General features: G+C 53.2%; 12 protein-coding genes and 1 rRNA gene. 8 read left to right on the forward strand and 5 right to left on the reverse strand.

The window, feature by feature from the left end:
- Positions 1–77 (forward strand): 5S ribosomal RNA (gene rrf, locus AC2AXP_RS20915); the annotation flags it as partial.
- An 89-nt stretch (positions 78–166) separates the two neighbouring features.
- Here the strand turns inward: rrf and mobB are convergent.
- Both mobB and mobA read right to left on the reverse strand, forming a co-directional pair.
- On the reverse strand, positions 167–679 hold the full coding sequence (gene mobB, locus AC2AXP_RS20920) for a molybdopterin-guanine dinucleotide biosynthesis protein MobB (RefSeq protein ID WP_484381911.1): 513 nt from the start codon (positions 677–679) through the stop codon (positions 167–169).
- Positions 676–1,266 carry a molybdenum cofactor guanylyltransferase MobA gene (gene mobA, locus AC2AXP_RS20925; protein ID WP_039991454.1) on the reverse strand — a complete coding sequence of 197 codons (591 nt, stop codon included), beginning with the start codon at positions 1,264–1,266 and terminating at the stop codon, positions 676–678. The genes mobB and mobA overlap by 4 nt, the downstream gene beginning before the upstream one ends.
- A gap of 150 nt (positions 1,267–1,416) precedes the next feature.
- Here mobA and AC2AXP_RS20930 point away from each other — a divergent pair, with 150 nt between their 5' ends.
- The 3 genes from AC2AXP_RS20930 (at position 1,417) to dsbA (ending at position 3,416) form a co-directional block, all read left to right on the forward strand.
- The gene (locus AC2AXP_RS20930) at positions 1,417–1,686 is read left to right on the forward strand and encodes a YihD family protein (RefSeq protein WP_004956836.1); all 270 of its coding nucleotides are present in this window, start codon (positions 1,417–1,419) and stop codon (positions 1,684–1,686) included.
- Between the two features lie 90 nt (positions 1,687–1,776).
- A complete protein-coding gene (locus AC2AXP_RS20935; RefSeq protein ID WP_039991451.1) occupies positions 1,777–2,763 on the forward strand; it encodes a serine/threonine protein kinase in 987 nt (328 codons plus the stop codon).
- A 29-nt stretch (positions 2,764–2,792) separates the two neighbouring features.
- Positions 2,793–3,416, forward strand: a complete 624-nt coding sequence (gene dsbA / locus AC2AXP_RS20940) for a thiol:disulfide interchange protein DsbA (RefSeq protein ID WP_004956830.1) — start codon at positions 2,793–2,795, stop codon at positions 3,414–3,416.
- Between the two features lie 40 nt (positions 3,417–3,456).
- Here dsbA and AC2AXP_RS20945 read toward each other — a convergent pair whose 3' ends face one another.
- Positions 3,457–4,353: an acyltransferase gene (locus tag AC2AXP_RS20945; protein ID WP_004956828.1), complete on the reverse strand. Its 897-nt coding sequence runs from the start codon at positions 4,351–4,353 to the stop codon at positions 3,457–3,459.
- A gap of 497 nt (positions 4,354–4,850) precedes the next feature.
- On the opposite strand from AC2AXP_RS20945, the gene polA reads away from it, so the two are divergent.
- Positions 4,851–7,652: a DNA polymerase I gene (polA, locus tag AC2AXP_RS20950; RefSeq protein ID WP_430300031.1), complete on the forward strand. Its 2,802-nt coding sequence runs from the start codon at positions 4,851–4,853 to the stop codon at positions 7,650–7,652.
- Between the two features lie 205 nt (positions 7,653–7,857).
- Positions 7,858–7,905 carry a small protein SpfP gene (gene spfP, locus AC2AXP_RS20955; RefSeq protein WP_071892919.1) on the forward strand — a complete coding sequence of 16 codons (48 nt, stop codon included), beginning with the start codon at positions 7,858–7,860 and terminating at the stop codon, positions 7,903–7,905.
- 268 nt (positions 7,906–8,173) lie between these two features.
- Here the strand turns inward: spfP and yihA are convergent, their stop codons facing one another.
- On the reverse strand, positions 8,174–8,824 hold the full coding sequence (yihA, locus tag AC2AXP_RS20960; RefSeq protein ID WP_039992483.1) for a ribosome biogenesis GTP-binding protein YihA/YsxC: 651 nt from the start codon (positions 8,822–8,824) through the stop codon (positions 8,174–8,176).
- 743 nt (positions 8,825–9,567) lie between these two features.
- Between yihA and yihI the strand changes: the two genes are divergently transcribed.
- Positions 9,568–10,107: a Der GTPase-activating protein YihI gene (gene yihI, locus AC2AXP_RS20965; protein ID WP_004956822.1), complete on the forward strand. Its 540-nt coding sequence runs from the start codon at positions 9,568–9,570 to the stop codon at positions 10,105–10,107.
- A gap of 185 nt (positions 10,108–10,292) precedes the next feature.
- Positions 10,293–11,666 carry an oxygen-independent coproporphyrinogen III oxidase gene (gene hemN / locus AC2AXP_RS20970; RefSeq protein ID WP_198773853.1) on the forward strand — a complete coding sequence of 458 codons (1,374 nt, stop codon included), beginning with the start codon at positions 10,293–10,295 and terminating at the stop codon, positions 11,664–11,666.
- A 61-nt stretch (positions 11,667–11,727) separates the two neighbouring features.
- Here hemN and glnG read toward each other — a convergent pair whose 3' ends face one another.
- Positions 11,728–13,140, reverse strand: coding sequence for a nitrogen regulation protein NR(I) (gene glnG, locus AC2AXP_RS20975; RefSeq protein WP_004956815.1), 1,413 nt, complete (start codon positions 13,138–13,140; stop codon positions 11,728–11,730).
- Positions 13,141–13,142 lie beyond the last annotated feature (2 nt).

The following is a 13,142-nucleotide window of genomic DNA, read 5'->3' on the forward strand; positions in this document are numbered from 1 at the left end:
CCGAACTCAGAAGTGAAACGCCGTAGCGCCGATGGTAGTGTGGGGTCTCCCCATGCGAGAGTAGGACACTGCCAGGCATCAAATAAAGCAACAAGCCCTACGTGAAAACGTAGGGCTTTTTGTTTTGGGATGACGAAAATAAAGCGGTATTTCTACCGCTTGTTCATTACTGCTTCAGCCAACCGGCAATAAAATCAGCAACCGCCTGCGGATCGTTGATATCTAGTTGCAGGCCGGGATAGCCCACGGGCCGATCGCTGGCAACCGCAATAACGTATTCATCCAATATTTCCTCCAACGGCCTGCCGACGCTGGCACGATAAAGAATGATTTTGTCGATCTGCTCATGTTTAAAGCCTTCCACCAAAATAATATCCACGTTGGCGGTGTCAAAACGGCTTGCCAGAAAGGCCAGATCCAACGATTGCTGCTCCGGCGTTTCCGTCATCAATGCCCAACGGCGATCGCTGGCGACCAGCGTCTGGTCAGCTCCCGCTTTACGCAGTTCGTAGCTGTCTTTGCCCGGCGTATCCACATCCATATCATGATGCGTATGCTTAATCAGACCTACGCGTATCTGCTGCTGCCTTAAAGCAGGAATCACCTGCTTGAGTAGCGTGGTTTTACCTGTACCACTATAGGCGGCAATGGCCAGCATTGGGGGTAAACGGCTACTCATTGGCTGATTCCTCTTGCTCGTTGCCATGACAGGCAATCTTCTCGGGTATTCAAATTATGAAAAGCGGACGATTGATTGCTGAACACCACCTCTTTTGCGCCAACGGCGTCTAAAAACAGCATTAACTTGCGTTCGCCCTGGGCCAGATATTGCGCCAAACGCGCTGCCAGGCTGTTATGCAGTAATGCCAGCGTGGGATGCGCGCGTTGATCATCACTGGCATAGACCGCCAGCGCACCTTGTCTGCCTTGCCATAGCGCTTCTACCAGCGACTCAGGGAAATCTGGAACATCACAAGGAACGAACACCACCCACTCGGTGGTGGCATGTTGCAATCCCGCTAGCATTCCCGCCAACGGCCCGGCAAAACCAGGCTGCAGATCGCCGATCACCGGCCAACCGCTGCGCTGGTACTGCGCCAGGTTACGGTTGGCGCTGATCAATACCTTGCCCACCTGGGGCTGCAAACGCGCCAGCGTATACTGATACAACGCCTTGTCGCCTATTTGCACCAATCCCTTGTCTTCGCCACCCATTCGGCGCGCCCGGCCGCCGGCCAGGATCACACCGGTAATTTCTGCATGCATAATCGTCATTCCACTAAAGGCTAACGCCCTGATTGTAGCGCTAAAGCTACCCAGACATCAGGATTTACCTTTATTGACAAGCTGCTTCTTTCACTGAGTAGTCAAGCCTGTTACTTTGTGGGTTTATGTATTTCACTGGACGAATCTAAAATGAAAACGCATCGTGTCAACGAGCTGATTGAGCTACTGCAGCCAGCCTGGCAGCAAGATCCCGATCTTAATCTGGTGCAGTTTTTACACAAGCTGGCGCAGGAAGCGGGTTTTAAAGGCGAGCTCACCGAACTGAGCGATGATGTTCTGATCTACCATTTGAAGATGCGCGGCACTGCCGGTACAGAACAAATCCCGGGTTTGAAGAAAGACTATGAAGAAGACTTCAAAACGGCGCTGTTGCGTGCGCGTGGCGTGATAAAAGACTAGTTCGGGTGAGCAATATGAGCCTGTGCACGATCGATGCTACTATTTTCATTCCCGGCACAGTGTTGTCGCCAAGCTAAAATGAATGTTGTTATGAACAACTCTGCGTTTAATTTTGACACCCTTTCCCCCGACCTGATTATGGATGCGCTGGAAGGGGTTGGCCTGCGCGTCGATTCTGGCCTGACGGCATTAAACAGTTACGAAAACCGCGTCTACCAGTTTATGGATGAAGCCCGTCAGCGCTATGTGGTGAAGTTTTACCGCCCTGAACGTTGGAGTGCGGCACAGATTGGTGAAGAACATCAATTTGCGCATGATTTGGCCGACGCTGAAATTCCTGCGGTAGCGCCCTTGATGTTGCAAGGTAAAACGCTGCATCAGCACGGCGGCTTTTTCTTTACCGTATTCCCGAGCGTCGGGGGACGGCAATACGAAATAGACAATCTGGATCACCTGGAGTGGGTCGGTCGTTTTCTGGGACGCATACATCAGGTTGGTGCTGAGAAGCGCTTTATTGAACGTCCCACTATCGGTATCGATGAATATCTCACCGCACCGCGAACCGTGCTGGCAAACTGCGATCTGGTGCCCAAGGCCCAGCGGGCGGGCTTCCTGGCGGCGACGGATAGGCTGATTGAGGCGATAAAACCCCGTTGGCATCTCGATTGGCAACCGCTGCGCCTGCACGGTGACTGCCATCCAGGCAATATCCTGTGGCGTGACGGACCGTTATTCGTCGATCTTGATGACGCACGTAATGGGCCGGCGGTGCAGGATCTCTGGATGCTGTTACACGGTGAACGTCATGATCAATTAATGCAGTTGGATATTTTGCTGGAAGCCTACGGCGAATTTACCGAGTTCGATCAGGGGGAATTGGCGCTTATCGAACCGCTACGCGCAATGCGCATGGTGTATTACCTCGCCTGGGTAGCACGCCGTTGGCAGGATCCGGCATTTCCGCGAAGTTTTCCCTGGATGGCAGAGTCTGATTTCTGGCTGTCTCAGACCGCGGCATTTACTGAACAGGTTAAGCTGTTGCAGGAACCTCCTCTGCAGCTGATGCCAATGTATTGAAGCTTTAACACAACGGAGAGTTTATTCTTATGAAGAAAGTATGGTTGGCACTTGTTGGCATGATGATGGCATTCGGTGCCTCAGCCGCACAGTATAGCGATGGATCCCAATATGTTACGTTAGACAAACCGGTGACCGGCGAACCGCAGGTGCTGGAGTTCTTCTCCTTCTACTGCCCGCATTGCTATCAGTTCGAAGAGGTTTATCACGTTTCTGACGCGGTGAAAAAAGCGTTGCCGGTCGGAACCAAAATGACCAAATACCACGTTGAATTCCTGGGTCCGATGGGCAAGCAACTGACGCAGGCATGGGCTGTCGCCATGGCACTGGGCGTGGAAGATAAAATCACGCAGCCAATGTTTGAAGCGGTACAGAAAACTCAAACCGTTCAAACGCCGGATGACATTCGCAACGTCTTTATTAAGGCCGGGGTGAAAGCGGAAGATTACGATGCTGCGTTGAACAGCTTCGTGGTTAAATCGCTGGTTGTTCAGCAGGAAAAGGCGGCAGAAGATCTTCAGCTGCGCGGTGTGCCAGCGGTATTTGTTAATGGCAAATACATGGTGAAAAACGACGGCCTGGACACCAGCTCAATGGACGCGTACGTGAAACAATTTGCTGACGTGGTTAAATTCCTCAGCCAGCAAAAGTAAGTACCATTGCAGATAAAAACGCCGGGATAACCGGCGTTTTTTATTGGTATTGTCGTTTGATTTTATCCAGCAAGCGATCTTTTTCCTGCCACAGCGCATTCAGCCATAGTTGAAACTGCCGTTTGAAATGCTTGTCGTTAAAGTAATCGCCGTGCAGTGTTTCATCGATAGGCAGCATATCGATACGTACCACCACGCGTTTTAACCGCCCGCACAACATATCCAGGAATGGCCGTTGGTTATTATCGGGATAATGCAGCGTAACATTCAATACCCGGTCAAATTGGTTACCTAATGCACTGAGTGTAAAAGCAATACCCGCGGCCTTTGGTGCCAGTAAATTGCGATAGGGCGAATGGGTTTTTATCTTTTTGCTTTCGGTGAAGCGTGAGCCTTCAACGAAATTGACGATGGTCGTGGGGCGCTGGCGAAACTTCTCACAGGAACGGCGGGTGGTTTCAATATCCTTGCCGCGTTTTTCCGGATGCTTAAGCAAATAGGCACGCGAATAGCGTTTCATGAACGGCATGTCGAGCGCCCAGCAAGCCAGGCCGACAAAAGGGACCCAGGCGAGCTGTTGTTTCAGAAAATACTTGTTCATGGGAATACGGTTACGGAACAATACGCACAGCACCACAATATCCGACCAGCTTTCATGATTACTGATCAGCAGGTACCAATTTTTACGCTCCAGCCCGGCAAGTCCTTCAATATCCCATTCTAATTGCCGGTTAAGGCGTAATAGCACCGCCAATCCCTGGCACCAGCACCACATCATGGCATCGGCAAAGGCGGAAATACGTCGCCATATAACAGGAATGGGCACCAGCAGCTTGACGATACCGGCCGCAGCGATAGGGATTGAGCATAATACCGTCAGCAGTATGGTCAATAGCGTAGAAATGATGAAAACAACAGGGGCTAACACTTTTGGCATGGTTATAGGCTGGTGCTTGAAAAAACAGGATTAGGTATGCCGGGGTAGGCGCGAAGACAGATTTTACCAGAAACCACCTAGAGAAAGCGTTACCAAAAAGTAGCTGTTTTTTTCTCGGCACCACGGATTATTTGGTGGGATTTCGTGCAACTCTCTTATCTTGTGCTATGGTAATTGAGGCGCCAAATTTGATTTATTGTGCGATTAAAATTGCGCGCCAGTAATATCCACAAAATCAAAAAACGCCAATTAATACGCTTAGCCATTAGGATAAATTCTAGTGCAATGATTTGTCTGGGGATTTTATCTTCATTTAACGGCCTGCCTTCTATTTTATAATCCATTCTTTTTTCTATACACAAAGTTATCCACAGGCAGGATCGTGCGGATCGCTTAGCAAAATCCGATCATTTTTAGCCGTAATGCACGCTAAGGTTCGTCTCTGACGGCCAGCTATGGCATCCTTAGCGTAGTCTTCTCACGAAAAAAGAAACGCTATGGCCCAGATTGCAGAAAACCCATTGATCCTGGTAGACGGTTCCTCTTACCTCTATCGCGCCTATCACGCCTTCCCGCCGCTGACCAACTCGGCAGGTGAACCTACCGGGGCGATGTACGGTGTGCTGAACATGTTGCGCAGCCTGCTGTTGCAGTACCAGCCGAGCCATGTGGCGGTGGTTTTTGACGCCAAAGGCAAAACCTTCCGTGATGAACTGTTTGCAGAATATAAGTCCCACCGGCCTCCGATGCCCGACGATTTGCGTGCGCAGATCGAGCCGCTGCATCGCATGGTGAAGGCGATGGGGCTGCCGCTGCTGGTTACGCCGGGCGTTGAGGCCGATGACGTTATCGGCACGCTGGCGCAAGAGGCGGAAAAGGCCGGTCATGCGGTATTGATCAGCACCGGTGATAAAGACATGGCGCAGTTGGTAACGCCGAATATCACCCTGATAAATACCATGAACAACACCATCCTCGGTCCACAGGAAGTGTGTGACAAGTACGGCGTGCCGCCGGAGCTTATCATCGATTTTCTGGCGCTGATGGGCGATTCTTCAGATAACATTCCGGGCGTGCCTGGTGTCGGTGAGAAGACCGCACAGGCGTTGCTGCAAGGCTTGGGTGGCCTGGATACTCTGTATGGCAATCTTGACGGCATTGCGGCTCTGAGTTTCCGCGGCGCCAAGACCATGGCGGCCAAGCTGGAACAGAATAAAGAGGTGGCGTACCTGTCTTATCAGCTGGCCACCATTAAAACCGACGTCGAACTGGAGATCACCTGCGCCGATCTTACCGTTGCCGAACAAGATGCCGATCAACTGCAACAGCTGTTCAAGCATTATGAATTCAAACGCTGGCTGGCAGACGTCGAGGCCGGCACCTGGTTGCAGAACAAAAAGGGTAACGGTGCCAAAGTGGCCAATGGGCCAAAACCGTCCAGCGTGACGGCTGAAACCCCCAAAGCGGTGGCGGAAGCCAAACTGTCGCAGGAGGGGTATGTCACCATTCTGGAAGAAAGCACCTTTGCCGAGTGGCTTGAACGTCTGAAAAAGGCCGATGTTTTTGCCTTTGACACCGAAACCGACGGGCTGGATACGCTGACCGCCAATCTGATCGGCCTGTCTTTTGCCATCGAACCTGGGGTTGCCGCCTATTTGCCGGTCGCGCATGACTACCTGGATGCGCCGGTACAGCTGGATCGCGCATACGTGCTGGAAACGCTGAAACCGCTGCTGGAAGACGAAAAAGCTCTGAAGGTGGGCCAGAACCTTAAGTTTGATAAAAGCCTGCTGGCGCGTTACGACATTGACCTGCGCGGCATTGCCTATGACACCATGCTGGAATCGTATGTGCTCGACAGCGTCAGCGGCCGCCATGATATGGATAGCCTGTCCGATCGCTATCTCGATCATAAAACCATCACCTTTGAAGAAATCGCCGGCAAAGGGAAAAACCAGCTGACGTTCAACCAGATTGCCTTGGAGCAGGCCGCACCTTATGCGGCGGAAGACGCCGACGTGACGCTACAGTTACACCTGGCGATGTGGCCGAAGCTAAAGGAAAGCGCCGGGCAGTTGAAGGTGTTCAACGAGATCGAAATGCCACTGCTGCCCGTGCTGTCGCACATTGAGCGCACCGGGGTGTTGATCGATCAGCATATTCTGGCGGCGCACTCCAAAGAGCTGAGCAAACGGCTTGGCGAACTGGAAATTCAGGCGCATGAGCTGGCCGAAGAGCCGTTCAATCTGGCGTCCACCAAGCAGTTGCAGGCAATTCTGTATGAAAAACAAAAGCTGCCGGTATTGAAGAAGACGCCGGGCGGCGCGCCGTCGACCAACGAAGAAGTGTTGGCGGAGCTGGCACTGGACTATCCATTGCCAAAAGTGATCCTTGAATATCGCGGCTTGGCGAAGCTGAAAACCACCTACACCGACAAGCTGCCGCTGATGATCAATCCGGTCAGCGGGCGTGTGCATACCTCTTATCATCAGGCGGTCACGGCGACCGGTCGCTTGTCTTCCAGCGATCCTAACCTGCAAAACATTCCGGTTCGCAATGATGAAGGGCGGCGTATTCGTCAGGCGTTTATCGCGCCGGCTGGTTACCGTATTGTGGCGGCCGACTACTCGCAGATTGAATTACGTATCATGGCACACCTGTCGCAAGATCGGGGCCTGCTTAACGCGTTTGCCGCCGGCAAAGACATTCACCGCGCCACCGCTGGCGAAGTCTTTGGCCTGCCGCTGGACAAAGTCACCAACGAACAGCGTCGCAGCGCCAAGGCGATCAACTTCGGCCTGATTTACGGCATGAGCGCCTTTGGTCTGGCTCGTCAGTTGGGGATCCCGCGTGGTGAAGCACAGCGTTATATGGATCTGTATTTTGAACGTTATCCGGGCGTGCTGGAATATATGGAACGTACTCGCCAGCAGGCGTCGGAGCAGGGGTATGTCAGCACCCTGGATGGGCGTCGTCTGTATCTGCCAGACGTTCGCTCCAGTAATGGTATGCGTCGCAAGGCGGCAGAGCGTGCGGCAATTAATGCGCCGATGCAGGGCACGGCGGCGGATATTATCAAGCGGGCAATGATTGCCGTCGATGCCTGGTTACAAGGCCAACAACAGCCGCTGGTGCGCATGATCATGCAGGTTCACGATGAATTGGTGTTTGAGGTGCATGAGTCGGCGATGGACGACGCCTGCCTGCGTATCCGTAGCTTGATGGAAGGGAGCATGGAGTTGGCGGTACCGTTGAAGGTGGATATCGGTGTGGGTAAGAACTGGGATGAGGCGCATTGATCGGCGCCGCTTCAGCCTTTGCTGCTCGCTGTTAACGGTAACAGGCGAAAAACCAAGCTTTTTTCGTAATTTAGCTACATCAAGCGGTGATTGTTTCCGCAATATTACGCTAATAGCGGTGCAAACTGTGTAAGTAAACAACAAAAAATTCTTTTGCCCTGCGAAAAAATGATGTAGAGTTACAGATGTAGGGTACAGAGGTAAGATGTTCTATCTTTCAGACCTTTTACTTCACGTAATCGGATTTGGCTGAATATTAGCCGCCCCAGTCAGTATTGACTGGGGCGTTTTTTATTGTAAAAACAAAAGCAAAACATCAGTTTTTCCTATCACCTCGTCAGCGGTGCCAGCACGTTATTTCCTTGATACATTCACATATTCGCTCGCTCGGGCATGACTTGGCCATAAGTGTTTATGATGGTTTCTTGTCAAAACTGTAATTAGATAACAAAACGCCAGGCAACAGACAGAAAAAAGGGCCCATTTGCATGGACCCTGACCGACGGCACGCTGCGCGGGCGTTATTCACCGCCGATGTCATCTTCTTCTGGCAGCACTTCCGGTGGGATTTCATTGAACCAGGTATTCAGCTTTTGGCTCAGCTTGTCGACGCCGATTTTCTTCGGTGAAGAGAACGGTTCAACCTGAATGTCACCCATAAATGCCAATACTGCTTCGCGCACCATATTAACCTGAGCCTTGCGCGCACCTGACGCCAGTTTGTCGGCCTTGGTCAGCAACACCAATACCGGCGTGCCCACGTCGACCGCCCATTGGATCATTTGCTGATCGAGATCTTTCAGCGGATGGCGGATGTCCATCAACACCACCAATCCCTTCAGGCAGTTGCGCATTTGCAAATATTCGCCCAGGGCGCGTTGCCACTTGCGTTTCATTTCTTCAGGAACTTCGGCGTAGCCGTAACCCGGCAGGTCGACCAGGCGAATGCCGTCTTCCACTTCGAACAGGTTAATCAGCTGGGTGCGACCCGGTGTTTTACTGGTACGCGCCAGGCTTTTCTGATTGGTTAGCGTATTCAGTGCACTAGATTTACCGGCATTGGAGCGGCCGGCAAACGCCACCTCAATACCCGCATCTGCCGGCAAATGGCGGATATCGGGCGCGCTGGTGACGAAATGGGTCATATGATAATTGTAATTCTTGCTGGTCAAAATTTTTCGTCTCCGAATGAGCATGGCTTTCTGGGGGGCGATTATAACTGCATCAGCGCGAAAATGGGCCGCTTTCTGATTTTTAACCGCTTGGCGTGCGGTTTTTTGCCCTTTGCCCGGCGGCTTGGTGTAAGACATTGACCATTCGAACATGGGGATATGTCGCTTTATTCGAAAGTGCTTATTGTTCTTTTTTAGTTAAAACAATGTGTTAATTCTTCGAACTGCATAATATTACCACCTGGCGTCAGTAAGTACCTTGAGCGAGAGTTGAATACGCGTAAAGTAGCTTCATCGCAGGACGCGAAGGATCAGGAACGTTCGGGAAGAACGATAAATCTCAGGGAACGCACCGGATGTGCAATGAGTGCCAGGATGTTTTCAGATGGAATTGGCCTGTTAACCGCGGAAGGGTTGGCAGCACACGGATGGTGAAGTATTTGCAATTGGATGCTGGCGGGAAGCGCACTCAGGATGAGTGGTAGCGAATGGATTGCGCCCAAGGATGATTTTTCTTTCAGGATGAAGGACGTAGTGGCAGGGATTGCATTTATAGCAGATGGAAAAACTGGGATGTTGAATGTGCGCATGGAGCGCGTAGCAGCCATATCCTTCAAACGAAGGACTGAAAAAGGCGGCAGGTTTAACCTGTCGCCTTTTTTATTTGTCTGCTTTCTGCTAGATTCCGCCCAATCGTATAGCTCCTCTATACTGAAGAATCTAATACTCAAGAGCATAACGCTATGAACCAGCCTTCAAAAGCGCCCCGCGGTAAAGCGGCGACGCCAAAAACCAAAAAGAAAAGTCGTGTGGAACTCGATCAGGAAGCCCGCGAGCGCAAGCGTTTGAAAAAGCGCCGTGGCCTGGCCTCCGGTTCTCGTACTCAGGTAGAGAGCGGCAAACAGAAACACTCAGCGTCAGGCGAGGCGAAAGACCCACGTATCGGTAGCAAAACGCCGGTACCATTGCTGGTGGAAGGCAAGGTGAAGGCCAAGCCGCAGATCAAGCCAAAAGCCGTCGCCAAGCCGCGCCTGACGCCGGAAGAAGAACTGGCGAAGCTGGAAAACGACGAACGTCTGGATGCGTTGCTGGATCGTATCGACGATGGTGAAACGCTGAGCGCTGAAGATCAGGCTTACGTCGACCAAACTCTGGATCGTATCGATGCGTTGATGGAACAGCTAGGCATTGAGCTGGGCGATGACGATGACGACGAAGAAGAAGAAAAGCAGGAAGATATCCTGAAGTTGCTCAAGAGCGGTAACCCGAAAGACGTATTTTAACGCGTCATGTGGCCGATTCTGGCAATAACCTTACTGTTAACATGTTATCTGCTGTGGTTATTCGGTAAACTATGGCGGCTGTCGCGGCGCAAAGCGCGCTTGCGCAGCGCTTCCGTGGCCAGACAGCGTAGAGCAATGCCCCTTTCCCGGCCCCGGCAGAAACGAGTACGGAAAAGGAGTAAGCAATGTCAGAACAGGCGATTGTCTGGGATTTGGCCCTGATCCAAAAGTACAATTACTCAGGGCCACGTTACACCTCATACCCCACTGCGCTGGAATTCAACCAGAGCTATGACGAAGCGGCGTTCCAACGCGCTGCTGCGCGCTATCCCGAGCGACCGCTGTCGCTGTACGTGCATATTCCGTTTTGCCACAAGCTCTGCTATTTCTGCGGCTGCAACAAGCTGGTGACGCGGCAGACCCACAAGGCGGATGATTATCTGGTGGCGCTGGCGCGTGAGATCGCCGCACGGGCGCCACTGTTTGCCGGGCGTCAGGTCAGCCAGATGCATTGGGGTGGCGGTACGCCTACCTACCTCGACAAAGCGCAGATCAGCCGGCTGGTGGCGATGCTGCGCCAGCATTTTGATTTCCTGCCCGACGCGGAAATGTCGATCGAGGTCGATCCGCGCGAAATTGAGCTGGACGTGCTCGATCATTTACGCCACGAAGGCTTCAATCGCCTGAGCATGGGCGTACAGGATTTCAACAAGGACGTGCAGCGGCTGGTTAACCGCGAGCAGGATGAAGATTTTATTTTCGCCTTGATAGCGCGCGCCAAGGCGCTGGGTTTTAACTCCACCAATATTGATCTTATTTATGGTCTGCCCAGACAAACGCCAGAAAGCTTTGCTTTCACCTTGGCTCGAGTGGCTGAGCTGAACCCGGACCGGCTCAGCGTGTTCAACTATGCCCATCTGCCCGATCTGTTCGCCGCCCAGCGTAAAATCAAGGATGCTGACTTGCCCGATGCGCAGCAGAAGCTGGATATCCTGCAACAGACCATCGCCTCGTTAACACAATCCGGTTATCAGTTTATCGGCATGGACCACTTTGCCCGACCAGAGGATGAACTGGCGGTGGCGCAGCGCGAAGGCAAGCTGCACCGCAATTTCCAGGGTTACACCACTCAGGGCGATAGCGATCTGCTGGGGTTGGGCGTTTCCGCTATCAGCATGTTGGGTGACAGCTATGCACAAAACCAGAAACTGCTGAAGACCTATTACGACAGCGTTGAACAGCAGGGTAGCGCGCTGTGGCGCGGTTTGGCGATGAGCGAAGATGACTGCCTGCGTCGCGATGTCATCAAAACGCTAATCTGCAATTTCCAGTTGGCTTATCAGCCGATTGAGCAACGGTATGGGATTGATTTTACGGATTACTTTGCGGAAGATCTGCACCTGTTGGCGCCATTTGAGCGTGACGGGCTGGTGGAGAGGGATGCGCTGGGGATTCGCGTGACGCCGCGTGGCCGCCTGCTGATCCGCAACATTTGCATGTGCTTTGATGTCTACCTGCGCAAACAGGCGCGCACCCAGCAATTTTCGCGGGTTATCTAGCGTAAAAAAACGGCCGCCAGGCGTGGCGGCTATTAGTTGTCTCAACGCGGCAATGCGGTAATTATTCCATTCCCAGCTCTTTCAACTTGCGCGTCAGCGTATTGCGTCCCCATCCCAACAGACGGGCGGCTTCCTGCTTGTGCCCTTGGGTATGGCGCAGCGCGGTGGTGAGCAGGGTGCGCTCCATTTCCGGCTGGGCTTCCGACAGCAGATTTTGATGACCGGAACGTAGCGCGCGGTCGGCCCATTGTGCCAGCAGCGTCGCCCAGCTGTCCGGCAAACTGTGTCCGCCGGTTTCTGGCGCGGCGGTTTCGAACAGTTCGCCGGGCAAATCCTGGATCAACACTTCCTGTCCGGCAGCCATCACCGTCAGCCAGCGGCAGGTATTTTCCAACTGACGTACGTTGCCCGGCCAGGGCAGGCGCGTCAGGGCGGTTTCCGTTTCCGGATGCAGATTCTTTGCTTCCACCCCCAGCTCTTTGGCCGCCACCTGCAGGAAATAACGCGCCAGGCGCGGGATATCTTCACGGCGCTCGCGCAGCGGCGGCAGATGGACGCGGATGACGTTCAGACGGTGAAACAGATCCTCACGGAATTTGCCTTCCTGCACGCGCAGTTCCAGGTTCTGGTGCGTGGCGGCGATAATCCGCACGTCGACCTTCACCGGCGCATAGCCACCGACCCGATAGAATTGGCCATCCGCCAGTACGCGCAGTAAGCGAGTCTGAACATCCAGTGGCATATCGCCAATTTCATCCAGGAACAGGGTGCCACCGTCGGCCTGTTCAAAACGGCCCTGGCGGATCTGGTTGGCGCCGGTAAATGCGCCTTTTTCGTGGCCAAACAGCTCGGACTCGATCAGGTCTTTCGGGATCGCGGCCATGTTCAACGCGATAAACGGCGATTTGACGCGTGGGCTGTGCCGGTGCAAGGCATGTGCCACCAGCTCCTTGCCGGTGCCGGATTCGCCGTTGATCAGGACGCTTATCGACGAACGCGACAGGCGACCGATGATGCGGAACACGTCCTGCATCGCCGGCGCTTCGCCGATAATGTCGGCGGTTGGGCCACTGGCCGGTTGGCTGCGTGCCGGTTGCTGCTGTTCCTGATAATGGCTGATGGCGCGTTCCACCAGTGCCACCGCTTCATCAATGTCGAAAGGCTTCGGCAAATAATCGAACGCCCCTTGTTGATAGGCGCTGACCGCCGCGTCGAGATCCGAATGGGCGGTCATGATGATGACCGGCAGCATCGGATGACGCTGTTTAATTTGTTTGAGCAGCGCCAAACCGTCCATACCCGGCATGCGAATATCAGACAGCAACACGTCTGGCGTTTGCGTCGATAACGCTTCCAGCACGTCGTTACCGCTGTCGAAGGTGGCGCAGCTCATGCCCGCTCCGGTAAGCGCGCGTTCAAGCACCCAGCGGATGGAGCTATCGTCATCGACGATCCAGACTATCCCTCGTTGCATAG

The organism is Serratia sp. Sp408 (assembly GCF_057180665.1).